Genomic DNA, 24,560 nt, shown 5'->3' with positions numbered 1-24,560 from the left:
CGTCTGGTGGCGACAGGGTTTCCATTCGCGCCGGGGACTTAAGCGTGCCTTCTGAATTAGGGTTCAAAGCTTTTGTCAGCAAGACATTCAAATCCACGGAGAAGATATGTTTTTACATGATGTAAAAATCGGTACGAAATTATTTCTGGCATTCGGATTCTTTATTGTATTGATGGTGGTGAGTTCCTGTTTCTCGCTTTTCAGCCTTAATCGTGCCAACAACGGTATGCAAGAAATTGTGCATGAGGATTATCCCACGACCGTAAAAGCAAACGAGCTGATTGATAATTTCCAGACGTTCGTCAGTACGCAACAATTAATGCTGCTGGATACGGACGGCAAATGGTCGGCTGATTCCCAGAAACAGCTGGCGGCGATTAGCTCGCGTATTTCTGCCTTACTGACCGATCTCTCGAAAAACTTGCGCGACGAGCAGTCGCAGCAAATCCTTGCTGAGATCCGCACCGTGCGCCAACAGTACCTCGACTCCCGTTTTCGCATCCTCGATGCGGTAAAGCGCAACGATCGCCCGGCCGCCATTCAGGAGATGATGACCAATACCATCACTGTCCAGAAGGCCTATAAAGCGAAAGTGCAGGAGCTGATTGCCATCCAGGATCAGCAGATGCGTGACGCGGGTCAGCAGGTGCAGAAGGACTTTGGCTCCAACCGCCTGCTGTTGATTGCGCTGGCGGCGATCAGTATTGCCCTTGGTAGCCTGATTGGCGTGGTGATCGCGCGAATGATCACTCGTCCGCTTCGTGAAGCAGTCACTTTTGCGGAAGCGATTGCCGATGGCGACTTAACCCGCTCCATTGACTCCCGTCATCATGATGAGACCGGAACGCTGTTGCGTGCGCTGATGGAGATGAAAAACCGCCTGGTGGAGATTGTGCATCAGGTACAGAACGGCTCTGAAAATATCTCCAGCACGGCGGCGCAGATTGTTGCTGGTAACCAGGATCTGGCGGCGCGCACGGAAGAGCAGGCAAGTTCCGTTGAGCAGACTGCGGCCTCCATGGAGCAGATCACGGCAACCGTGAAGAACACAGCCGATCACACCTCTGAAGCCACCACGCTGTCGGCGGATGCCGCGACGGTGGTGAAGAGCAACGGCGAGATGATGATGCAGGTCACCGAGAAGATGCGGGTTATCAACGACACCTCTAATCGCATGTCCGACATCATCAACCTGATTGATGCGATTGCCTTCCAGACCAACATCCTGGCGTTGAACGCCGCGGTTGAAGCGGCGCGTGCCGGTGAGCATGGCCGTGGTTTTGCCGTGGTGGCCGGTGAAGTGCGTCAACTGGCGCAGAAAAGCGCCTCGTCGGCGAATGATATTCGCCATCTGATCGAGAGTTCAGCCAGCCAGACCCGTGAAGGGATGGCGCTGGTGGAGAAAGCCAGTGCGCTGATTAACGGTATGGTGACCAACGTCGAAGAGATGGATGTGATCCTGCGTGAAATCGGCCAGGCGAGCCGCGAGCAGACCGACGGCATTTCGCAGATCAACAGCGCTATCGGCCTGATTGACTCCACCACCCAGCAGAACTCAAGCCTGGTGGAAGAGTCTGTTGCGGCAGCCGCGGCACTGAACGACCAGGCGCTGCATCTGCGCGAACTGGTGAAGGTCTTCCGCCTGCGTGAAGCGCCAATGCCGGCTTAATCCAGCTGGGATATCTCCAGCGCCGCGCGGTCGATAATGCCAATTATCTGTTTAAGCTGCGCGGCGCTAAGCGCCTGCTGATTCACGCGCAGATCGAGCACGGCTTTAAAGTTCGCCAGCGCCCGCTTCATCTGTGGATCTCTGCGTAACTGATAGCCGACATTACGTGCTTTAACCCGCTCAAGAATCTGCGCCAGCTGCTGCTGGCTCTCATCCAGCCACTGCTGGCCGTGGCGGGTTATCGCAATCACCCTGCGCCCATTCTCCTCATCGCTGATAGTAATCAAATGCTGATCGCGCAACAGATCGAGAGTCGGGTAGATCACGCCGGGGCTGGGCGTGTAGTTTCCCTCGGTCAGTGTTTCAATGGCTTTGATAAGCTCATAGCCGTGGCTGGCGCTGTCGCGCAGCAGATGCAGCAGCACCAGGCGTAATTCTCCGTGGCCAAAAAAGCGCTGCCGACGGCCGCCGTGGTGTTCGTTATCGTGACTGTCGTGTGAATGGCGCATTCTACTCTCCGTGTTAATTCGATATATCTAATCTATATCTAAACTCTGTCTGGTAACAGGCTGGTTTAATGCTTAATTTCTATCTTATTGATAATGATGATTTTAAATAGTGATTTTGTCAGCTCGTGCTCTTAGCTGTAGCTATATCTTAAAAAGATCTTGCCTTCCCTATAAACAACAATCATTATCATTTGCACAACATTTAGATATATCTATTTCACATTCAGTAGGGCCGATTATGACCACAACTTCTTCACGTTATCCGCAGCGCGTACGTAATGAACTGCGTTTTCGCCAGTTAACCGTTTTGCGCGTTGAGCGGGCAAGCGAGGGCTTTCAGCGCATTGTGCTTGGCGGCGAGCAGCTCGATGGCTTTAGCTCACGCGGTTTCGACGATCACACCAAAGTCTTCTTCCCGCAGGAGGGCGCTCCTTTCGTACCGCCAGAGGTAACGGATGAAGGCATTAACTGGGGCGATGGGCCGCGTCCGCTGTCGCGCGACTATACGCCACTTTTTGATGCCAGCCGCAATGAACTGACTCTCGATTTTTACATTCACGACGGCGGTGTGGCGAGCAACTGGGCGCTTCACGCGCAGGCCGGAGATCTGCTGACTATCGGCGGGCCGCGCGGTTCGCTGGTGGTGCCGGAAGATTACGCCTGGCAACTCTACGTGTGCGATGAGTCCGGTATGCCGGCATTGCGCCGTCGGCTGGAGGCGATAAGCCCGCTTGCGCGGCGCCCGCAGGTGAAGGCGCTGGTAACCATCGACAATGTCGCTTATCAGGATTACCTCGCGCATCTGGAGGGCTTTGATATTGAGTATGTGATTGGGCATCAGCCGCAGAAAGTGGCGGAAAAGCTGGCGGCGCTAACTGTACCGGGTGAGGACTATTTTATCTGGCTGACCGGGGAGGGGGAGGTGGTGAAATCCCTGAAGGCGCGGTTTGAAACGGACGCTATCGATCAGCAGTGCGTTCGCGCCCAGGCTTACTGGCATAAAAAGTAATTGCGGCCCGGCAGAGCGCCGGGCGCATATCAGGCCACTTCGTCGTATTCGGCTTCGTTAACCTGCTGTTCAAGGGACTCACGGATTTCAGCCAGCGCTTTCTCCTGCTGGCGGAAATAGGTTTCACGATCGCCGAGGGAAGAGACCAGCTGCCAGGTCTCCTCTTTATCCAGCGTCATTAACTCTTCAATCAGCGTGGCGATGTGCTGCTTCACTTCCACAATGCGCTGACGCAGACGCTGGACATCGTTCAGCCTGTCGCTGGCCATTAGCGGCTCCAGCCCTTTTTGCAGGCGGCTGAGCATGGAGCGAATCGCGCTCAGATCGCCGCGTTGACGGGCCTGGTTGAGCTGCACCATCATGCTATTGGCATCGTTTTTCATCTCGCTGTCGACCAGATCGGGGTGACAGAGTTTGCTCGCCTGCCGCCAGAGGCGCTTCAGCTCATGGCGCTCCTCTTCTGACATCTTCTGCTCGAAGCTAAAGCGTTTTTCCGCATCGTGCTGCTGCTCTTGATAGCTTTCGTACTCCTGACGCGCTTCGTCGCGCGCCTGGCGCGTTGGCTCCTCTTCGCGCGTCAGACCACGCTCCAGTTCCTGCGCTTCTGCCAGCAGAGAGGCGATCAGTTCGCTTTGCTGCTGGAGATGTTTGCGCGCTTCAGCCGCCTGCATCGAGTGCGGCGGCATGCTCTGCCAGCGCTGCGTGAGCGTCACCAGCACGTTCACTGCCTGCGAGAGGTATTTCTGGCAGCGCAGATAATCAGCCTCACGGCGACGTGCTTCCGCTTCCTGGCGACGCACAGCGGCTTCAGCCAGCATTTTACGCAGGCGCAGGATCTGCGACATCAGCGGCCCAAGGCGAGTTAAGTAGAGATCGTTAAATTCATCCAGTTGCTGAATGCGCGCATTGCGCTTATCGATAAGCTCGCGGAGCTGCTCCTCCAGCGCTTTGAGTTCCAGCTTGCTGGCGGAAACCTGAGGATCTTGCCAACTGACGACCGAGCGCTGGCTCTGTAGCCACGCCGTAATGGCGCGCATCGCATCGCTGTAATTCTTCTTTTCGAGCGCGTGAACAATAAACGCTAACTCCGGGTCGGTCACTTCCGTTTTCAGCAAAGGAAGCTGGCTGAGGATGATGCTGTCATCCTCCAGTTCAATGGCGTATTTGATGATTTCAAGCCGTTTTATTGGTTTGTTCATGGCGTTTCGTCAAAGCGCTTAATGAGTCTGTTAAGGGGAGTCGTTATTCATCAAATCTGGACCACGAAGGCGAAAGTCGCAATAGCCCGGCCTCATATTACATGGGCACATTTCAATGCGTTAGTCTTTCTATGAAAATTGCGCTTATGGCGGTGTAATTCGGTGAAATGAGGGCGAAAACGCCCTTAAGAGGATGGGTAAATAGCTCTGAAAACGTCGCAACGCTCCTGTCTGGGTAAGGCGTAACCGCGTCCTGTAAGCGCAAGGAGGCTTACGCCTCTCTCAACACTTGTACCGTCTCTTTTTTGGTGTAGTAGATATTATTATCAGGAATATCTTTATTGACGAATGTCATCGCGCCGATTTTTACGTTATCGCCGATACGGATATCGTCAGATATGATGCAGCAATTAGCGCCAAGAACGACATCATCACCAATAGTGATTCTGTAATCTTCATCTTTTTTTCCTGGGGTCTTGATACCGATGGTGGTATTTTGCCGTATCAGGAAGTTCTTGCCGATATCGCAATATAACGAAACCACAATGCCATTATAATGAGCGACGAAGAGTCCAGGTTGGATTTTTGCACCCAGACCAATCTCAGTATTATATTTTTTCATTAATCTACGATTAAGCAAGTGTGCGAATTTCTTGCATCTTTTTCCTTTTTTATCATGCAGATAAGATGCAATTCTCCACCAAAAAAGAAACCGACGCTTTGGCTGACGCCATGCGTGTCGCAAGGCTCTTCCCCATGAGAATTTTTTATCTTTTCCGCCAATGACTTCTACTCGCAAACACTCTTTCAAAAATTCCATATTTACCCGGTCGTTCATAATAAACATATCAAATAGGCATGTTGATCTATTTAAAGATTTTTTTATTATTTTTTATTATTGATACCAGTGGCATTTCATAACAAAACATTTATAAAAGCTAATTTGTATTAGGCTGCGTATTTTTAAGACAAATAATTGAGATAAGAAATGACTTATCAAGCGGATTGTTATTAATTTTGTTCGAGAATTTAACTCGGATTATTCTCAATGTCAACATAAGTGTGACAAAGTGTGACTGAAATCTGCGTATTGTTTAGGGGCAGTTTATATCCCAGGTTTCAGCAGCTTATGGGGAATGGCATTCAGGGATGGTGAGTATATACCAGCTTTCATGCGGGCTGCGAAGCGCAGCAGGTTTAAGTTACGTCGTAGTTCAGCTGCACCGATGAGCGATGATTATGATTCAATATGAACGCGGCAATCTACTTCAATCTCAGACAGTTGCACTGGTCAATGTGGTGAATTGTCATGGAGTAATGGGCAAAAGCATTGCCTACCAGTTTAAGGAGGCTTTTCCTGAAAACGATAAGATCTATCGTGAGGCCTGCAAAAGTAGCGCATTCAAAAATGGATCTATTCTCACCGTGGAAGAGAACAATAAGCCGATCGTCAACTTTCCCACCAAAGATCACTGGCGGCAGAAGTCGCAGTATGATTGTGTCGAGGATCCATTTAACGTGCTAGCCTGAGCAACGACAATCGTGCGCTTCACGTAACGAAGAATATATGTCTCATTGCTTTGTAACTTTATCTCATGATTTAGCAGCGGCCTATTATTACACTCGGACTTAATTATCATATTGAGAATAGCGCTAAGTATGATTTTAAATGAATGCCATTGAGCTTTTTCACATCAGACATATCTCTTTCGAAGCAGAAGATAAGCGCTATTGTGGTTATTTTTTGCTCAGCTTCATGCCTGGTCAATATCTCTAATTCACTCAAACAGCTTTGTTATATGTTTTATATGATTAAGTTAAATCTGAAGCTTGTGCTCTTTGTTAGCCCTTTATTGTTAAGGATTTTCTTGTATTCAGCGTCGCCCAAGGTATGATTTTGCTATCCCGACGCTTATCGGATGGGGCTTTCTGCTTGAATGAGCCTTTTCGCGGTGAGGTCTCTTTTTGAATTTAGCATCGTCAGTAATAAACATGGCTTGTCGATACATACAGAACGATCGCAAGCGGCATAACTTTTATTCCTGTCAGGTGTTGGAACCAGAAGGTTTTGGTAAGTTCTGGTTATCCTTTTGCTGATGATCTACAGGGTTTGATATGGCGGAATACTCTTCTTCATTCGATGGTGAATCCAAAGAATATATTCTCAAGTCGCTTGAGGATATGCGGCGCAAATTGTTGGATTTGACCTCGCGAAACAGGTTATTAAATTTTCCAATTAATCAAAAACACTCTTCGCTGCGTATCATCAACGCGCTACCCGATCAGCTTTTTCAAACCCTCAAATCAGAACAGGTTATGCAGTTTGCTCCTGTTCCGGATCCAACCAAAGCGCAGTTACAGCAGTTTGGTTATCTGGATAAAAACGCGCCTTCAGCCGAGGAAAAAGCGACAAAACCTATGCCCGATGCGAAAACGTGGGCGGGTAAGCTGGGCATCAATACCGACTATGAATTACCAAGCGGTGCGCAAAGTGCTATTTCCCAGGAAGATTATGAACTGGTCGTTAAAGCGCGCGATCTTATTCTCATCCACTTGAAGGAAAACGGCGGCTCTTTGGCCGGCGTCAGGAATACGGAGGCTAAATCCAGCCTTCCTGCTGAGCGTCTGGATTCGCTACTTATCCAGCTTGGCTACAAAGATAGTGGTGAGTTTGAGCGCGATACGAAAGCGGGCAAGCCGTTGCGTAAGCCATTAGTGCAGGAGACTGAAGCGAATAATGAAATACAGACGCTTTATTACCCGGCCGATTTGGAAGCCGTACTGCGCTCTATCCACGGTAAAGCGCAGGTAGCGATTGAAGAGACCGGGGCGGGTATTCTCTATCTGTCCCTTGGCATTCTTGAATGGTATGAAAGTGATGATTCAGATAAGCCCCGCCTTGCTCCGCTCTTTACCGTTCCCGTAACGCTGGAGAAAGGTAAACTCGATCCACAAGCGGGCCTCTATCGCTACCACCTGCGTTATACCGGGGAAGATATTATCCCTAACCTGTCGTTGCAGGAGAAATTGCAGGCTGATTTTGGTTTTGCACTACCTGGGCTCGATGAGGAGACGTTGCCGGAAACCTATTTCCAGCAAATAGAGGCGATTACCGAAACGAACAAGCCGCGCTGGAAAGTGCGCCGCTATGGGGCATTGAGCTTATTAAACTTCAGCAAGATGCTGATGTATCTCGATCTTGATCCAGAGCGCTGGCCACAGGGCGGTAAAAATTTACTGAATCATGAGGTGATCAAACGTCTTTTTACTTCGCAGACGGGAGAGCATTCCGGTTCAGAAAGTCTATCCAGCGAATATCACATCGATACTCTCGATAATATTCATCAACAGTTTCCGCTTATTTTTGATGCGGATAGCTCACAACATAGCGCACTGATTGATGCGGTAAATGGCGAAAATCTGGTTATCGAAGGCCCTCCAGGCACGGGCAAATCGCAAACCATTACCAACCTGATTGCCGCGGCAATGCTGAATGGCAAGAAGGTGCTTTTTGTTGCGGAAAAGCTTGCGGCATTAGAGGTCGTTAAACACCGACTCGATAAAGCAGGGCTGGGTGATTTTTGCCTTGAGCTGCACAGCCATAAATCACACAAGCGTAAGGTGTTAGAAGACATCCAAAAACGGCTGCATAACCCGGCATTGCAAAAAATGCCGGCGCAAATTGATGCCGAGATTTCTCGCTATGAAGATTTAAAGAATCAGTTAAACAGCTACGCTCAGGAAATTAATGAGAGCTGGAAGCTTACCGGGCTGACTATTCACCAAATTTTGACCGGCGCGACGCGTTATCGACGCGAGTTGGGCATCGATCCCACACTGCTACATATAGAAAACCTGTCCGGCCAAAAACTGGATCGCGTGGCGCAGTTAAGACTACGTGACCAAACCAAAGAGTTTAAAGACGTTGTCGTGGAGTTTCGTCAGCAGGTCGGTCAGCAAGCGGAGCTGTGGGAACATCCCTGGTATGGCGTTAACAACACTGATAGCAGAGCTCAAAACCAGACATTACCGGGGCGTGTAAGTGGCAATTTCTTACGCTTACGCCTGGAATGCTCCTCGCTCAGCAATAGCCAGCCCTTATCTGACCTATTCAGAACAGCATCGCCGCGATCGCATGATTGCGGCGTTGCTGCATGCGCGCAAAGCGTTATCCCTCCAGCCTGAATGTGTGCGCTATGACGTGATGCGCACTGCTTCCACGCTGGAGCAACATCACGACAGTCAGCGAGCCAATGCCTTTTTAATCAGCTTCTGCAAAAAAGCATTGCCGCGCCTTGAACTGGTCGCAAGAAAATACCAGGCCTCCGGCATCAGGAGCGACGTTTCTGCCGCTGTATTCAACGGACATTTCGACACAAAAGATCAGCAGTATATGGCGTCGCGTCTGGTGAATATGGTTGCGCGTTACAACCGGCTCCCGGATATGTCTAAAGCCGATATCGATCTGCTGTCGGCTGATATCGCCAACTTTATCCGCTCAGAACTGGCAGACAATGACGACACCGAAGCCGGTGAGCTGAAAACGCTGTATCGCTGGTATATGCGCGCCGGAATGATTGCGTTGCAGTTCAACGTAACGCCGCCCCACTGGGAGCGCGTGACAAAGAAATATGCAGGCCAGGACGAAATCGCCCCGGCTGTCATGCGCATGTTTAATGAAACATGGTGGCGTGGCCGGTTGCGCCGGGTCGCAGCTGCATGGCGTGAACATCTGCAAATTGCCGTCGGTAACGTCAGCAAGAAAAAGCATGTTTACGCGAGTAAAAACTGCGTGACTGACTGGCGCGAGCAGAAGCGGCGCACCCGCGAATTTCTGAAAGGGCTGGAGCTTGAGGACGAGGACGGGAACCGAATCAGCCTCATTGATAAATATGATGGCTCGGTGGCTAATCCGGCCATTCGCCGCTGCGAGCTGATGACCCGCATCCGTGGCTTTGAAAATATCTGCAATGAGCTGGGCTATGTGGGTGAGTTCTACACGCTGACCGCGCCGTCGAAATATCACGCCACAACAAAAGCAGGCTACCGTAACCACAAGTGGAATGGCGCAAGCCCGTCCGACACTCAGGGCTATTTAACCTCACTCTGGGCGCGCATCCGCGCCAAACTCCATCGGGAAGATATCCGCATATTTGGCATCCGCGTCGCGGAGCCACACCACGACGCCACCCCTCACTGGCACATGCTGATGTTTATGCTGCCGGAAGATGCTGAGCGCGTGCGTAAGGTCATCCGTGATTATGCGTGGCAGGAAGATGAAAGTGAGCTCAGGAGTGACAAGGCGAAAAAGGCACGTTTTCATGCTGAAGCCATCGATCCGGAGAAGGGAAGCGCAACGGGCTATGTTGCTAAATACATCTCCAAAAATATTGATGGTTACGCTCTCGACAGTGAGAAAGACGATGAAAGCGGTGAGCTGCTGAAAGAGACGGCACCCGCAGTTTCTGCCTGGGCGGCTCGCTGGCACATCCGTCAGTTTCAGTTTATCGGTGGCGCACCGGTGACCGTGTACCGTGAATTACGGCGTCTGGCTGATACCGAGACCGCTCACGGTCTGAGTGTAGAATTTGCAGCGGTACACGATGCCGCTGACGCCGGTGACTGGGCAGGCTATGTCAATGCGCAGGGCGGTGCGTTTGCGCGCCGTGACGAATTGCAGGTGCGCACGCTTTATGAGCCGCGCGCTGAGTTTAACCAGTACGGTGAGGAGACTGTCTGCATTCGTGGCGTCTACGACGCAACGGTCGGCGCTGCCTCCCCTATTCTGACCCGCCTCACGCAGTGGAAAATTGTTCCGAAGCGTGCCGTTGATTTGGCTGTTGACCTTAAGGGCGCGACCGCGCCCTCTCGGAGTTCTGTCAATAACTGTACGGGAAGCGAAGGTGATCTACCGCAGCTGGATTTAGCTAAGCCCCTGACTCGATACCAGAGGCGACAGCTAACGAACCGTTTAAGGGGTGAAAAAACAGAGGCGAGGCGTAAATTTATCCACGGAACGGTAAAGCAGAACGAAGCCATAGCCAGAACAATAGACGAGATCCAACTTTTAACCGGAATAGCTATAAACCGGGGTGAGGCGTTGCATCTTATCGCCCATGGTAAAAGCTGTTTTAGCGGTAAATGGTATCGTGGATCGGAGACCGGAGAGGTTTTTCCAGCCTCCCAATCCTACGAATTTAGGTCAAGAGCAATCATGCATCGTGTAGCGATCCTTGCTACCAGTAAAACCTAACTATTCAGCAACTTGGTATTGTTCGTGCTCAGAGCACAGATAGTTGATGATAAAGGGTTTACAATTTGAAATAGCTAATATACTGTATATATAAACAGTGTTTTGGGCTATTTGGTTGTGAGATGTAACAGGAGGGAAGATGCAGGATTATTTACTGGAGTCATTGAAGCTTCAGCGTATTGATTTTTTTATCAGACTTGTAGCAGCGAGCGAGTGCAGTGAAGAAGAAAAGTGCCTTGCCATACAGTGGGTTTCTGAGCTGACAGACGAATTAATGGCGAAAATACGTAGCCACGAATATAACAAATCAATGGATGTAAATAATTAATGGCTATCTTTTTGCACATCGAAATAATGACAGATAAAGAGCAAAAGATCAGTCGTGATAAATTAGATGCCATTGAGCAGGAAATTATCAGTAGCTTAGAGAAACTGTCTTTTTCGTCTGAAATTTGTATAAGAAAAAGTCATTTCAAAGTGCTCAAAGAGCCTGCCATAAAACTTGATGAACAAAAAAAACAAGTAATGGAAAGCCTGCGCTTTATCTGGCAAAAAGATAATTCGAGTCACTGAGTAATCCCGCCACACAATTTTTAGGGTGTGGCGGGATTGGGCAAACAGCAAGGCGAGGCGGCAGGAGGACAATATGGGCGTGAAAGATAGCAATTATCAGGTGGTTAAACGTGGCGAAAGCCTGCCACGATTTGTAGATGGCGGCTGGGTCTTTTTTCAGCGTCTCAAAGAATATGGCGGCGGGTTTTGGGTCGGTCGAACTTATATGGATGTTTTCATTTTTGGCATAGAAAGGCCGGTTTCGCTCATTGAGGGCATGCAGTTTATGATTGCAGTCAATTCAGCCGAATCAAGGTATATGGAGTTTTTAACAGCGGAGGAAGATCCAAATTTATCATTATTCTAACGTTAGAAAAAAAGTAAAATTCAAAGGGATAGCCCTTTATAACGGGCTATCAATACCATTTGTTATATTTGAGATATAAATAAGAAACGACTAAGAACCATATAAAAGTAAGAACACCAGAATAGCCGGGGATGAACTTAATAAATAAAAAGGCACCTGCCAGTATAAGGGCGATGGGAACTAAGTGAGAGTGAGCGCCCCATAAAAACAAGAAAAACCTTTTCATTTTTTTAACATCTCGTATAAGGCGTCACCGATAACCTCTTCATTATTCCCACCGGATTGAAACTCGTAAATTACTTTCGACATTTTAGGTTCGATAAGGAAATACAGCATCTCTAACTTTTCTTGATAAAGTATTTGATAATATTCTGAATCCTGAAATTTAAGTTTCCTTGCTGCCTGTGCCGCTACCTCAGCCTTGGAATAAAATGTCGTTAGTTGAACAAACCACATGGACATTTGATTCACGTTCCGAATAAATGACTCTTGAAAATCACCACTGCTTACGATCAATTTAGCGATAGTAAATGAAATGGCGAGCTTGCTTGAGCGGTCAGCTGCATAATAAGCCCTCTCTCCAATTTTCTCTTTTAAGTAAGAAACAAGCGTATTACTTTTGCTTTCCCCGAGGCGCTTGAAAGCTTTGCGAAAGTAAAGTTCGACCATATCAAGCACGACATCATTTCGTTTGTATATTTCTAGCAAGGATAAATACAAGCGCCTATCTTCGCTCCATTGCTCATGGCAAGTACTTCTGTAATATTCATTAGTAACGAAGCATGAGCCATAATTAATAAGCCTTTGGCTACCAAGTTTCACTTTTTCAATGGTTTCCATTTGACCTTCATGGATCTCTCTTAAAGCCTTCGTTACAGCTATAGCCATATTTCGGTCTGTTTCCGATTTCCACTTAAGATAGTTTTGTGCCATTTTCATGTGCCTTGTTGTAACATTGTAGGTTAATGATTGATCATGGTCGCTCGCGGGGGCAAGGTTGAAGATGAAAAAAAGTCGAAAAATACTCATTAATGTTGCGGCTGCAATTATTTCATTTCTAATAATTCCCGAAATTATATTAAGGACGGTTCCTAATGACATTCTTGGCAGACTTAGCGACTTTACGAGCCTGGGTGGTTTGTTCAGTCCCTTCCTCTCGTCAATTGTATTTTTTGCGGTTTCATCGATATTATTCGGCATTCTGGCCGTGTATGTAGTGGGTAAAATTTATTGTGCTATCACGCGTGAGAAGCATTAATAATCGCGCGTTAATAATACGAGACATCGCCCCTTTAGTGGGCTGCATGCATTACTGCATCGTTTTGCATGCGTCACGTAATTTCCGAGATGCTGAACGGAGTCAGTACAGGCAAGGATTTGCCGACCCGATGCAACTGCATTAAAACCGACACGCGAAGCGGGCAGGCGAGGAGGGGAAAGCACTGCGCGCCGGAGGCATAAATAATTAATTTATTTACGCCCTGTGCGGTGCGCTGAGGCGTCGGGAGAGGGAAAAGTGTGAAAGAGTGAGACAAGGCGACAGCGCGCAGTGTGCGCGTGCTCACGGCGTCTGATGCGGGGGGATGAAAAAGCCGCCCGTAGGCGGCTGAGGTGGGTTATTCGTTGTCGCCGTCGAGGCTGTATTTCTGGAACCTGACGATCTCCTCGCCCGCCCACTCGTTAAGCTCCATAAAGCGCGACTGCAACGGAATCAGCTCGTTGCGCACAAACACCTTTGCCACCTTCTCAACATCCCCGACAGAGCCCGCATTTTCTGGCTTGCAGCCCATCAGCTGAAACGGGATGCGGTGTGCATCGAGCAGGTCGGCCGCACTTACCTTCTTAATGTTGAAAAAATCGTCTTTGGTGGCGACTTCACTTAGCGGCACAATTTTAATGCCGTCAGCCTTTCCGTTCGGTGCGTAAAAAAAAAGGTTCTTGAAGTTGCCGAGCCCTTTCGAATCGCGCATTGCCTTGCGCAGCGCCTCAACATCAGTACTGCTTTGCGCCGCGTCGGTGACGTACATGATGTAACCGGCGTGCGCCCCGTTCTGGTAATACTTGCGGCGAAACAGCGTGGCACTCTCGTTGAGCCAGGCCGAGTTAAGTGCGCTCAGGTATTCGGGCACCCCGTATAGCTCCTGATTGATGTCCGGCTCCAGCAGGTGAAACACCGAGCCCGGTGCAAACTGGTGCGGCTTTGTGAAGTTCTGAATATACCAGTAGGTGTCCTGTTCGACGCCGCGCCGGGTGTATTTAGCCGGGGAGGTTTCATACTTTACCGGCTTGCCTGTGACGCTCAGGCGCTCCTCAATAAACGCATTCCCGAACACCATGTAATCGAGCGCAAAGCGGCTGAAATCCTGTCGGGACAGGCGCGGGTGCGGAATATAGGTCGACACCAGAATGTTACGCTTTACGTAAATCGGTGAGCTGTGGTGAACGGCGGCGCGCATGCTTTTCGCCAGTCCCGAAAAGCTGACCGGCGGCTCGTACCACTGACCGTTATCGATGCACTCCACGTAATCCAGAATGTCGCGCTTATCGAGCACCGGAACCGGCTCGCCGAAGGTGAATGCCTCCATGCTCTGTGCGGGCGTGGCGGTCTGCTGGCGCGGTTTCGGTGTGTATTTCTTTTTATTTTTGCTCATCAGTTGAAGTCCAGAATGGAGGATGATGGCTGGCCGGTTGCGGCGGTCAGCGGTTCGTTAATCAGTACGTGCATGGTTGCCCAGGCTAAATCTGCGTGGCTGGCTTCCTCGGTGCGGCTGGCCTCGTAGGTGGCGCTGCGCCCGCTGCTGGTCATGGTTTTACGAATCGACATAAACGACTGCGTGATGTCGGTTGCACTGACGTCATACTCCAGGCAACCGCGCATGATGGTGTCCTTGGCCTTGAGCACCATTGCGGTTTTCATTTCGGGGGTATAGCGGATATCACGCGCAGCCGGATAGAACGAACGCACAAGCTGAAACACGCCCTGACCGAGACCGGTCGAGTCGATGCCGATGTATTCCACGTTATATTTCTGCGTAAGGGCGCGAATGGACTCGGCCTGGGTGGCAAAGTCCATGCCTTTCCACTGATGGCGCTCCAGTATGCGGAACTTGCCCCCGGCAACTACCGGCGGCGCGATAACCACGCACCCGGCGCTGTCGCCCCGGTGCGACGGGTCGTAACCAATCCACACCACGCGATGACCGAATGGCCGGTCGGCAAACGGCGCGTAGTCCTCCCACTCCTCCATGCTGTCGACCATGCAGCGTTGCAGCTCCTCAAACGGGAACACCGAGGCTTTATCGTCGACAAACTCGCACATAAACAGATTGCGGAAGTCGTCTGCGCTGTTTTCGCGGCGCAGTGTGTCCAGGTCAAACAGGGTACAGCCCCCGGCGAGTGCGTCCTCAATGGTCACAATCTGTCGCCACTGACCATCGGCGCACGCCACCCCGCGCGCGAGTGCGGCGTGGCTGATATCAATCTCGACCCGCTCGCTGGCGCTGGCGCGCCCGCGGTTAAACAGGTCGCCTGACCAGAACGGATACGCACCGTGACCGAGTGAGGACGGGGTTGAAAAATAGGTCGTGCGCAGGTGCTTTTGTGACGCCATGCCCGAGGCAACTTTGCGTAATTTCTGGAAGTTGGGTATCCAGAAAATCTCGTCGACATACAGGTCGCCGTTATGACTCTGCGCGGTGTTGCTGTTGGTGCCGAGGAAAAGCAGCTCTGCGCCGTTGTTGCCGATGACAATCGGATCGCCGCTCAGGTCAACATCAACCAGCCTCGCAAACGCGATGATGTATTTGCGGAACACATACGCCTGTGTTTTCGATGCCGATAAAAATATCTGGTTCTGGCCGGTCGCAAGGGCGCGCAGCAGCGCCTCGCGGGCAAAATAAAATGTCGCACCAATCTGGCGGGATTTCAGGATGTGGCGAATACGGTGCTTAAGCCCCGCCTTGTGCCAGTTGAGCTGATACTCAAATGACTGGTCGAAAAAAATCGCCTGTAATTTCTCGATCGCCTCCTCGCTGAAATAGTTCTTTTTCGGCTTCTTACGCTCGCCCTTGTTACGGTTCGCCACGTTTGGATTGAGATCCGCCTCGTTTCCGGTCTGGCCGTAGCGGTTGATGCGGGCGAAGCGCTCCAGCTGGCGCGCGAGAAAATCAGCAACCTTGAAATCATGTGCGGTGAGGTCGGGCTTGGCGTAAAGCTGAATCAGGCGCGCCTCAAGCGTGTTCCCCACCCGGTCTGGCGGGGCGGTCTCGTCCCATCCGTCGCGCTGTTTCCAGCTCTGCACCGTCGGGCGTTTGGTCTGCAACATTTCCGCGATTTGCGGCACGGAAAACCCCTGCCAGTAGAGCAGCGCGGCCTGCCGTCGCGGGTCGTTAAGGAGTGTGGTGTCGGTGGTGATGGTCATGGATGCCTCGCCGTAATCAGTACAGGGCAAGGCTACTGAAGCGCGGGCGGCGATTCGCTAAGGGACTGATGTGCAGGCGGCAAGCCATCTGTGACTGATGGCGAACCAGCGGACGAGCCGGGAAACTACACCCCGACAGAACGCAATCCTTCACACAATCAGGACTCCTGACGATGGCAAAAAAAGTATCAAAATTCTTTCGTATTGGCGTAGAGGGCGACACCTGCGACGGGCGTGTAATCAGCGCGACGGATATTCAGGAAATGGCCGATTCATTCGATCCGCGCGTTTACGGTTGCCGCATCAACCTTGAGCATCTGCGCGGGCTTCTGCCGGATGGCGCGTTTGCCCGTTACGGCGATGTGATCGAGCTGAAAGCGGAGACAATCGAGGACGACTCCGCGCTTAACGGCAAACTGGCGCTGTTTGGCAAAATCGCGCCGCTCGACACCCTGGTCGATATGGTGACAAAAGGCCAGAAGGTTTATACCTCCATGGAAATTCAGCCGAACTTTGCCAACAGCGGCAAGTGCTATCTGGTCGGCCTGGCCGTCACTGATGACCCGGCAAGCCTTGGCACTGAGTATCTGGAGTTTTGCAGCAAGGCGAAACACAACCCGCTACAGCGTTTCAAGATGAGCCCGGAGAATCTCTTCTCTGTCGCCTCCCTGGCCGAGCTGGAGTTTGAGGACGTGCCCGACACCCTACTTAACAAACTGACCGACTCCGTTAAATCCATTTTCAGCCGCAAACAGACCAGCGACGACGCGCGTTTCAGCGACGTGCATGAAGCGGTCACCACCATCGCCGAGCGTGTGCAGACCAGCACCGACAGCGCTGAGACGCGCTTTTCATCTCTCGAAAGCGAAATCGCCACGCTGAATCAGCGCCTGATTGACCAGGCAACCACTACCGGCGCGAAGCTCAGTGCGATCACCGCCACCCTGGACAAAACACCGGATGGGACGCAGCCGCGCCGCACGCTCAGCACCGGCGGCGAAGGGGCATCCGTCACCCTGACCGACTGCTAATCCGACCAATTTCATAACAGGAAAATACCATGCGCAAAGAGACACGTTTCAAGTTTAATCAGTACCTGACTCGCCTCGCCGAGCTGAACGGCATTGGGGTTGAAGACCTGAATAAAAAATTCAGCGTTGAGCCGTCAGTAACGCAGACGCTGTTTGAAAAAATCCAGCAGTCGTCCTCCTTCCTGCAACAGATCAACATGGTGGTCGTGCGCGAGCTGACCGAGGAGAAAGTCGGCATCGATGTTAACGGCACCATTGCCAGCACCGCTGACACCGACAACGGTGTAAAGCGCCAGACCGCCGATTTTTCGAAGATGGACGCCTATCGCTATTTCTGTAAGCCGGTGAACTTCGATTACCACCTGAAATATAACAAGCTTGATTTGTGGGCGCGTTTTCAGGACTTCCAGACCCGTATCCGCGATGCGATCGTTAAGCGTCAGGCGCTGGACTACATCACCATCGGCTTTAATGGTGTAAGCCGTGCGGCAACCTCTGACCGCCAGAAGAATCCGCTTCTTCAGGATGTGGCGGTCGGCTGGTTGCAGAAATACCGCAACGACGCGCCAGACCGCGTGATGAGCAGCGTCACCGATGAAACCGGTAAGGTGATTTCCCCGACCATCAAAGTTGGCAAAGCCGGTCATTACAAAAATCTCGACGCGCTGGTTATGGATGCGCATGAGTCCCTGATTGCTGAAATCCACCGTGAAAACCCGGATATGGTCGTGATTTGTGGTCGCCGTATTCTGACCGACAAATATTTCCCGATGATCAATAAATTCCAGCCCAACAGCGAGCAGCTCGCCGGTGAGCTGATTATCGGCCAGAAGACTATCGGCCAGTTGCAGGCGGTACGCGCGCCGTTCTTCCCGGCGAACAGCATTTTTATTACCACGCTGGATAACATTTCCATCTATCTCTACGAGGACGGTCACCGCCGCCACCTCATCGAAAACCCGCAGCTCGACCAGGTGGAAAACTACGAGCAGGTAAAAGTCGATTTCGTTATCGAGGATTACGAAGCCGGGTGCCTGATTGAGAACATCGAAGTTCTTGAGCCGGAAGAGAGCGACACCCCGGAAGCGGACGCGGCGAAAGTCATCGCGCGCGAGCTGGCGCTCGCCATGCAGGCGCTGGCACCCGGTGCCGCCCCTGCAACCGGTGAAGGAGCGTAAACTATGACGACCCCGGCGCAGCGCCATGCGATGCGGGTCTCGGCCAGCGCCAGTTATGGATGTGAGATCACACACTTGAGTGGGTCTTTTGTGGCCTTTTTCAATATATGCTAAAAACCCACCGCCATTTTATCGCCACTCGAAAAATGAGAAACAAAAAAGCCACTCTCTCGAGTGGCTTAATTATATGATTTTAATGCTAAAATTTGGTGGCCCCTGTTGGGTTTGAACCAACGACCAAGCGATTATGAGTCGCCTGCTCTAACCACTGAGCTAAGGGGCCGTGGCGGTGAATTATAGAGTAACTTACCCTCGCAATCCAGCAGGAATCGCCCGGCTGATGATTTTATAAACAGCGCATTTTCAATCTCTTATACTTAAGTTTATCGTTTCTAATCGGGAGTAAAGCATGATCCACGATATTCTGGCGCCGGGTCTGCGCGTCGTGTTTTGTGGCATTAATCCGGGGAAATCCTCTGCCCATACGGGATTTCATTTTGCGCATCCGGGGAATCGCTTCTGGAAAGTGATTCACCAGGCCGGCTTTACCGACCAGCAGTTGCGCCCGGAGGATGAGCACCATCTGCTGGATACGCGCTGCGGCATTACCATGCTGGTGCAGCGTCCAACGGTGCAGGCGACGGAAGTCGGGCTGCATGAGCTGCGTAACGGCGGCAGGGATCTAGTACATAAAATAGAGGAGTATCAACCCGCCGCGCTGGCGGTGCTTGGCAAACAGGCGTTTGAGCAGGTCTTTAGCGTGCGCGGTGCGAAGTGGGGTAAGCAGGAGATGACCATTGGCGTGACGCAAATCTGGGTGCTGCCCAATCCGAGCGGCCTGAACCGCGCTTCGCTGGAGAAGCTCGTAGAGGCATATCGTGAACTGGATGAGGCGCTGGCATCGCGCGGCTTGTAAATAACAGGCGAAAAAAAAGCTCCCGTCGGGGAGCTTTTTTGTCTGGCGTGACGATTAATCGTCGAGGAAGCTACGCAGCACTTCAGAGCGGCTCGGGTGGCGCAGTTTGCGCAGTGCCTTCGCTTCGATCTGACGGATACGTTCGCGGGTAACGTCGAACTGTTTACCCACTTCTTCCAGCGTATGGTCGGTATTCATGTCGATACCGAAACGCATGCGCAGCACCTTCGCTTCACGGGCGGTAAGGCCAGCCAGCACATCGTGCGTTGCAGCGCGCAGGCTCTCGGTGGTCGCTGAGTCCAGCGGCAGCTCGAGGGTGGTATCCTCGATAAAATCACCCAGATGCGAATCTTCATCATCGCCAATCGGCGTTTCCATGGAGATTGGCTCTTTGGCGATTTTCAGCACTTTGCGGATCTTATCTTCCGGCATCAGCATACGCTCAGCCAGCTCTTCCGGCGTCGGCTCGCGGCCCATCTCCTGCAGCATCTGGCGAGAGATACGGTTGAGCTTGTTGATTGTCTCAATCATGTGCACCGGAATACGGATGGTGCGCGCCTGATCCGCGATTGAGCGGGTGATTGCCTGACGGATCCACCAGGTTGCATAAGTTGAGAACTTGTAACCACGGCGGTATTCAAACTTATCAACCGCTTTCATCAGGCCGATGTTCCCTTCCTGAATCAGATCGAGGAACTGCAGACCACGGTTGGTATATTTCTTGGCGATAGAGATAACCAGACGCAAGTTCGCTTCAACCATCTCTTTCTTCGCACGACGCGCTTTCGCTTCGCCGATAGACATACGACGGTTGATATCTTTAACCTGTTCAATCGTCAGGCCGGTCTCTTCTTCAATCTGCTGCAGCTTCATCAGGCCGCGTTGCACTTCTTCAGTCACATCTTTCAGCTTCTCAGACCACGGTTTGTTCATGGCCAGCGCGGCGTTGAACCAGGTTTCGCTGGTTTCATTACCGGTGAAGAGGGTGATGAAGTTTTTCTTCGGCATTTTGCACTGTTCAACGCACAGCTTCATGATGATGCGTTCCTGGGTACGTACGCGATCCATCATCACGCGCATGCTGTTTACCAGGTAGTCGAACTGCTTCGGCACCAGACGGAACTGCTTGAAGACTTCAGACAGCTTAAGGATCTCTTCCTGTGCGGCAGCGTGGCTGCGTCCTTTTGCTTTGATTGTGTCGCGAGCCAGCTCGTACTGCGTACGCAGTTCAGCGAATTTCTCACGCGCCAGCTCAGGGTCGATGCTGTTGTCATCGTCGCTGTCGTCATCGCTGTCGTCTTCTTCTTCATCTTCATCGTCGTCCATCTCTTCGCTGGAGAGCTCGGAGCCGACGTGGGTCGCCGTTGGCGCCATATCTTCTTCGGCGTTCGGATCGACGAAACCGGTGATCAGATCGGAGAGGCGAGCCTGCTCTGCTTCAACACGGTCGTACTGTTCCAGCAGGTAGGTGATAGCTTCCGGATACTCGGCAACGGAGCACTGAACCTGGTTAATCCCGTCTTCAATACGTTTGGCGATGTCGATTTCGCCTTCACGGGTCAGCAGTTCAACGGTGCCCATTTCGCGCATATACATGCGCACCGGGTCGGTAGTTCGTCCGATTTCAGACTCTACGCTGGACAGAACCTGTGCAGCGGCTTCTTCAGCATCTTCGTCTGTGTTGTTGGAGTTTTCAGCCAGCAACAGATCATCAGCATCCGGCGCTTCTTCCATCACCTGGATGCCCATGTCGTTGATCATTTGGATGATGTCTTCGATCTGATCGGAGTCGACGATATCTTCCGGCAGATGGTCATTGACCTCGGCATAGGTCAGATAGCCTTGCTCCTTACCACGGGTAACAAGAAGCTTCAGCTGTGACTGCGGGTTTTGCTCCATAAGACGGTATCCACACTTAAATTCATGAGGTTGGTGTCGGTTAGCGAAATAAACCGCCAACATTTAACGCGAGGGTGTATTTATATTTTTGCCGCTGGCCCTCGTCGCGGCTGTCGGGATCAACCCGAACGATTATCGGCACTTAAGCCGTTAAATTTATTTTTTAGCCAGCTCCTGGTTCAACTGCCAGAGCTCCCGGCGTTCTTCGCTGCTTAGACCGTGCGTGCGATCGCGAGCTATCAACTCTTCTTGTCGCCGTTCAAGCATCGAATCAAACATATGATTGAGCGCGTCGGTAAAGGTTTTTTCAGCGATGTCCTTATCTGCTATATCGTCCCACATTGACAGTTTTTCAAGGGTTGCGGCCTCATTCGTGCCGCGATAATGTTCCAGTAACTGCCCAGTTGTCAGACCAGGTTGAGACAAACAAGTGTTGACCAGTTCTGCAAATAAGCCAAGTCCGGGCAGTCTGGATTGATCAAGACCGGCCAGCGAAGGCACTTTTGGTGCAAGCTCCGGATTCTGGATCAACAACCCTATCAGTATACGCATGGTTGTGCGTTTTAGCTGAGGGGCAGGGCGCGCCGCCGCGCTCTCCACCTGCTTTGGCATTAATCGATCGAGCTGTGCATCGTCGAAAATGCCAATCTTGTTGCCGAGGATCTGGCGTAACTGAATGCGCAGCGTCTCGCCCGGCACCTGGTTGATCAACGGCAGTGCCAGCGCGGCAAGCTGCGTTGTCCCATCCGGCGTGGTGAGATCCGCCTTCGGCAACAGGCTGTTAAACAGAAACGTGGAGAGAGGCTGAGCCTGCTCCATCCGCGCTTCGAACGCCTCTTTGCCCTCTTTACGCACCAGCGTATCCGGATCTTCGCCATCCGGCAGAAACATAAAACGCAGCTGCCGCCCGTCGCTCATATAGGGCAGCGCGGTTTCCAGCGCCCGCCATGCGGCTTCGCGGCCGGCACGGTCGCCGTCGTAACAGCAGATAACGTTTTTCGTCACCCGGAACAGCAGCTGAATATGATCCGCCGTCGTAGAGGTGCCAAGCGATGCAACGGCATAGTTAATGCCATATTGCGCTAGCGCCACCACGTCCATGTAACCTTCGACCACTAACAGCCGCTGCGGTTCATCCTTATCCTGCTGCGCTTCATAGAGGCCATATAGCTGGCGGCCTTTATGAAAAATATCCGTTTCCGGGGAGTTCAGGTATTTGGGCGTATCGTTGCCCAGCACGCGTCCACCAAAACCAATCACCCGGCCGCGCTTGTCGCGAATCGGAAACATCACCCGCTCGCGGAAGCGATCGTAACTGCGTCCTTGATCGTTTGTGACCAGCATGCCTGCATCGATCAGCGACTTGCGGTTTTCGCTATTGTTGCCGAAACGCTTTAAAACGTTGTCCCAACCGGGCGGCGCGTAACCAATAGCGAATCGCGTAATGACTTCACTGCTCAAACCACGCCTGGAGAGGTACTGACGAGCAGGCTCTGCGGCGGATTGGGTCAGCGATTGCTGATAAAAAGCATTCAGCCCGTCCATCAGTTGATAGAGTGTTTGCCGTTGATGGCGCTCTATCAGGCTCGGTCCGCTGCCTGCTTCGAACGGCACTTCGAGGTTGTGCATTGCCGCCAGCTCTTCGACGCTTTCGACGAACTCGAGCTTGTCGTAGTTCATTAAAAAGTCGAGGGCGTTGCCGTGCGCGCCACAACCAAAGCAGTGGTAAAACTGTTTTTCACCGTTCACGGTGAAAGAGGGGGTTTTCTCGTTATGGAATGGACAGCACGCGTGGTAGTTCTTGCCCTGCTTTTTTAGCTTTACGCGCGCGTCGATAAGATCGACGATGTCGGTACGCGCCAGCAGGTCATTGATAAAAACACGTGGGATTCGTCCAGCCATAGGCCCCGTTTTGATCTTATATAGTTTTCGTTATGCTCATCAGCGGTAAGTTGCTGAAAAGGCGAAAATTATATCAGGTTATAAACGAAAATAAGCCGCGCATTCCTTTCGGAAGCACGGCCTTACAACTACAACTCGGTCTAACACAGAGGGCGCTCGCCCTCAGTAATTAGTACAGACGAGTACGGCGTGCGTTTTCGCGAGCCAGTTTCTTCGCGTGACGTTTCACAGCGGATGCTTTAGCGCGTTTACGTTCGGTAGTCGGTTTTTCATAGAACTCACGACGACGAACTTCCGCCAGAACACCTGCTTTCTCGCAGGAACGCTTGAAGCGACGCAGAGCTACGTCGAACGGCTCGTTTTCACGTACTTTAATTACCGGCATGTGCCTCTCACCTTTGATTAAATCGGTTTGCCGCTGGCGTTCACGCCAGCTTATTTCAAAATGGTGCGGAATTTTACTGCAACTGGTGCTGCTTTGTAAAGCACCGCCGCCCTTTTTGAAAGGGGACTTTTGTAAGGGTGAGGAGTATACACGAACTCAGCTGCACAAGTGAGCAAAGTTTTACATCGCCCCGCATTCGCCCTACACTGCGCGCTATTGCAAAGAGGTAAACAGAGCCATGCGCGTACTGGGTATTGAAACATCCTGCGATGAAACCGGCATCGCTATCTATGACGACCAGAAGGGTCTTCTCGCTAACCAACTCTATAGTCAGGTAAAACTGCACGCCGATTACGGCGGCGTGGTGCCGGAGCTCGCCTCCCGCGACCACGTGCGCAAAACCGTGCCGCTGATTCAGGCTGCTATAAAAGAGGCCGGATTAACCGCCAAAGAGATTGATGCAGTGGCCTATACCGCGGGTCCAGGCCTTGTCGGCGCGCTGCTGGTTGGTGCAACCATTGGTCGTTCGCTGGCCTTCGCCTGGGATGTTCCGGCGATTGCCGTGCACCATATGGAAGGGCACCTGCTGGCACCGATGCTGGAAGAGAACCCGCCTGCGTTTCCGTTTGTCGCGCTGCTGGTTTCCGGCGGTCACACGCAGCTTATTAGTGTGACCGGCATCGGTCATTATGAACTGCTTGGCGAGTCTATAGATGATGCTGCCGGCGAAGCGTTCGACAAAACGGCCAAACTGCTGGGTCTTGATTACCCCGGCGGGCCGATGCTGTCGAAGATGGCGGCGCAAGGAACAGAGGGGCGCTTTGTCTTCCCGCGTCCGATGACCGACCGACCGGGGCTCGATTTCAGCTTCTCCGGCCTGAAGACCTTTGCCGCCAACACTATTCGTAATAGTGGCAATGACGATCAGACCCGGGCAGATATCGCGCGCGCCTTTGAGGATGCGGTAGTCGATACGCTGATGATTAAGTGCAAGCGCGCGCTGGATCAAACTGGTTTTACCCGGCTGGTGATGGCGGGCGGCGTCAGCGCTAACCGTACGCTGCGTGCGAAACTGGGGCAGATGATGGAAAAACGTCGCGGGGAAGTGTTCTATGCGCGCCCGGAATTCTGTACCGATAACGGGGCGATGATCGCTTATGCGGGCATGGTGCGTCTGAAAGCGGGTCATGATGTCGGGCTTGGCGTGACGGTGCGTCCGCGCTGGCCGCTGGCGGAACTTCCCGCCGCGTAATTTACTGTTGCCCGGTGTT

The 24,560-nt window shown here is 51.9% G+C and carries 21 protein-coding genes and 1 tRNA gene; 12 read left to right on the top strand and 10 right to left on the bottom strand.

Annotated elements, in window-relative coordinates:
- The first annotated feature begins 106 nt into the window (after window positions 1-106).
- Complete coding sequence (locus tag ABIC80_RS14645; protein WP_429177622.1) at window positions 107-1,669, top strand: methyl-accepting chemotaxis protein; 1,563 nt, start codon at window positions 107-109, stop codon at window positions 1,667-1,669.
- Here the strand turns inward: ABIC80_RS14645 and ABIC80_RS14640 are convergent.
- The gene (locus ABIC80_RS14640; RefSeq protein ID WP_312604733.1) at window positions 1,666-2,178 is read right to left on the bottom strand and encodes a PadR family transcriptional regulator; all 513 of its coding nucleotides are present in this window, start codon (window positions 2,176-2,178) and stop codon (window positions 1,666-1,668) included. The genes ABIC80_RS14645 and ABIC80_RS14640 overlap by 4 nt on opposite strands.
- Before the next feature lie 238 nt (window positions 2,179-2,416).
- Between ABIC80_RS14640 and ABIC80_RS14635 the strand changes: the two genes are divergently transcribed.
- The gene (locus ABIC80_RS14635) at window positions 2,417-3,187 is read left to right on the top strand and encodes a siderophore-interacting protein (protein WP_429177620.1); all 771 of its coding nucleotides are present in this window, start codon (window positions 2,417-2,419) and stop codon (window positions 3,185-3,187) included.
- A 29-nt stretch (window positions 3,188-3,216) separates the two neighbouring features.
- On the opposite strand, the gene ABIC80_RS14630 is transcribed toward ABIC80_RS14635, so the two are convergent.
- Together ABIC80_RS14630 and ABIC80_RS14625 are read right to left on the bottom strand one after the other, a co-directional pair.
- Window positions 3,217-4,386: a DNA repair protein gene (locus tag ABIC80_RS14630; RefSeq protein WP_429177618.1), complete on the bottom strand. Its 1,170-nt coding sequence runs from the start codon at window positions 4,384-4,386 to the stop codon at window positions 3,217-3,219.
- A 271-nt stretch (window positions 4,387-4,657) separates the two neighbouring features.
- Window positions 4,658-5,206, bottom strand: coding sequence for a serine acetyltransferase (locus ABIC80_RS14625; protein ID WP_429177616.1), 549 nt, complete (start codon window positions 5,204-5,206; stop codon window positions 4,658-4,660).
- A gap of 419 nt (window positions 5,207-5,625) precedes the next feature.
- On the opposite strand from ABIC80_RS14625, the gene ABIC80_RS14620 reads away from it, so the two are divergent.
- From ABIC80_RS14620 to ABIC80_RS14595, 6 genes are all read left to right on the top strand, one after another.
- Window positions 5,626-5,916 carry a macro domain-containing protein gene (locus ABIC80_RS14620; protein WP_429177615.1) on the top strand — a complete coding sequence of 97 codons (291 nt, stop codon included), beginning with the start codon at window positions 5,626-5,628 and terminating at the stop codon, window positions 5,914-5,916.
- 585 nt (window positions 5,917-6,501) lie between these two features.
- On the top strand, window positions 6,502-8,571 hold the full coding sequence (locus ABIC80_RS14615) for a DUF4011 domain-containing protein (protein ID WP_429177613.1): 2,070 nt from the start codon (window positions 6,502-6,504) through the stop codon (window positions 8,569-8,571).
- Window positions 8,474-10,639: a replication endonuclease gene (locus tag ABIC80_RS14610; protein WP_429177649.1), complete on the top strand. Its 2,166-nt coding sequence runs from the start codon at window positions 8,474-8,476 to the stop codon at window positions 10,637-10,639. The genes ABIC80_RS14615 and ABIC80_RS14610 overlap by 98 nt, the downstream gene beginning before the upstream one ends.
- Window positions 10,640-10,778: 139 nt before the next feature.
- The gene (locus ABIC80_RS14605; RefSeq protein ID WP_139567127.1) at window positions 10,779-10,967 is read left to right on the top strand and encodes a hypothetical protein; all 189 of its coding nucleotides are present in this window, start codon (window positions 10,779-10,781) and stop codon (window positions 10,965-10,967) included.
- A complete protein-coding gene (locus tag ABIC80_RS14600) occupies window positions 10,967-11,212 on the top strand; it encodes a DinI family protein (RefSeq protein WP_429177612.1) in 246 nt (81 codons plus the stop codon). The genes ABIC80_RS14605 and ABIC80_RS14600 overlap by 1 nt, the downstream gene beginning before the upstream one ends.
- 73 nt (window positions 11,213-11,285) lie before the next feature.
- A complete protein-coding gene (locus ABIC80_RS14595) occupies window positions 11,286-11,558 on the top strand; it encodes a hypothetical protein (protein ID WP_139567129.1) in 273 nt (90 codons plus the stop codon).
- Between the two features lie 222 nt (window positions 11,559-11,780).
- Here ABIC80_RS14595 and ABIC80_RS14590 read toward each other — a convergent pair whose 3' ends face one another.
- From ABIC80_RS14590 to ABIC80_RS14580, 3 genes are all read right to left on the bottom strand, one after another.
- Window positions 11,781-12,491 carry a hypothetical protein gene (locus ABIC80_RS14590; protein WP_429177610.1) on the bottom strand — a complete coding sequence of 237 codons (711 nt, stop codon included), beginning with the start codon at window positions 12,489-12,491 and terminating at the stop codon, window positions 11,781-11,783.
- A gap of 683 nt (window positions 12,492-13,174) precedes the next feature.
- Window positions 13,175-14,209, bottom strand: coding sequence for a phage portal protein (locus ABIC80_RS14585; RefSeq protein ID WP_429177608.1), 1,035 nt, complete (start codon window positions 14,207-14,209; stop codon window positions 13,175-13,177).
- Complete coding sequence (locus ABIC80_RS14580) at window positions 14,209-15,978, bottom strand: terminase ATPase subunit family protein (RefSeq protein WP_429177606.1); 1,770 nt, start codon at window positions 15,976-15,978, stop codon at window positions 14,209-14,211. Before ABIC80_RS14580 ends, ABIC80_RS14585 begins: the two co-directional genes overlap by 1 nt.
- A 173-nt stretch (window positions 15,979-16,151) precedes the next feature.
- Here ABIC80_RS14580 and ABIC80_RS14575 point away from each other — a divergent pair, with 173 nt between their 5' ends.
- The gene (locus tag ABIC80_RS14575; RefSeq protein WP_429177604.1) at window positions 16,152-17,009 is read left to right on the top strand and encodes a GPO family capsid scaffolding protein; all 858 of its coding nucleotides are present in this window, start codon (window positions 16,152-16,154) and stop codon (window positions 17,007-17,009) included.
- Between the two features lie 29 nt (window positions 17,010-17,038).
- Window positions 17,039-18,187, top strand: a complete 1,149-nt coding sequence (locus ABIC80_RS14570) for a phage major capsid protein, P2 family (RefSeq protein WP_429177602.1) — start codon at window positions 17,039-17,041, stop codon at window positions 18,185-18,187.
- A 207-nt stretch (window positions 18,188-18,394) separates the two neighbouring features.
- Here the strand turns inward: ABIC80_RS14570 and ABIC80_RS14565 are convergent.
- Window positions 18,395-18,470 (bottom strand) — tRNA-Ile (locus ABIC80_RS14565).
- A gap of 126 nt (window positions 18,471-18,596) precedes the next feature.
- Here ABIC80_RS14565 and mug point away from each other — a divergent pair.
- The gene (mug, locus tag ABIC80_RS14560; RefSeq protein WP_429177600.1) at window positions 18,597-19,103 is read left to right on the top strand and encodes a G/U mismatch-specific DNA glycosylase; all 507 of its coding nucleotides are present in this window, start codon (window positions 18,597-18,599) and stop codon (window positions 19,101-19,103) included.
- Window positions 19,104-19,157: 54 nt separating this feature from the next.
- On the opposite strand, the gene rpoD is transcribed toward mug, so the two are convergent.
- The 3 genes from rpoD to rpsU form a co-directional block, all read right to left on the bottom strand.
- The gene (gene rpoD / locus ABIC80_RS14555) at window positions 19,158-21,002 is read right to left on the bottom strand and encodes an RNA polymerase sigma factor RpoD (RefSeq protein WP_042715572.1); all 1,845 of its coding nucleotides are present in this window, start codon (window positions 21,000-21,002) and stop codon (window positions 19,158-19,160) included.
- A gap of 156 nt (window positions 21,003-21,158) precedes the next feature.
- Entirely contained in the window at window positions 21,159-22,904 is a 1,746-nt protein-coding gene (gene dnaG, locus ABIC80_RS14550; RefSeq protein WP_023481053.1) for a DNA primase, read from the bottom strand.
- Window positions 22,905-23,073: 169 nt separating this feature from the next.
- Window positions 23,074-23,289, bottom strand: coding sequence for a 30S ribosomal protein S21 (gene rpsU / locus ABIC80_RS14545; protein WP_001144069.1), 216 nt, complete (start codon window positions 23,287-23,289; stop codon window positions 23,074-23,076).
- Between the two features lie 238 nt (window positions 23,290-23,527).
- Between rpsU and tsaD the strand changes: the two genes are divergently transcribed.
- The gene (gene tsaD, locus ABIC80_RS14540; protein ID WP_124967228.1) at window positions 23,528-24,541 is read left to right on the top strand and encodes a tRNA (adenosine(37)-N6)-threonylcarbamoyltransferase complex transferase subunit TsaD; all 1,014 of its coding nucleotides are present in this window, start codon (window positions 23,528-23,530) and stop codon (window positions 24,539-24,541) included.
- Window positions 24,542-24,560: the final 19 nt, after the last annotated feature.

The organism is Kosakonia sp. 1610, assembly GCF_050435845.1.
GTDB lineage: Bacteria > Pseudomonadota > Gammaproteobacteria > Enterobacterales > Enterobacteriaceae > Kosakonia > Kosakonia cowanii.
The sequence above is the reverse complement of the archived record's forward strand: the minus strand, read 5'-3'. Positions and strand labels throughout refer to the sequence as shown.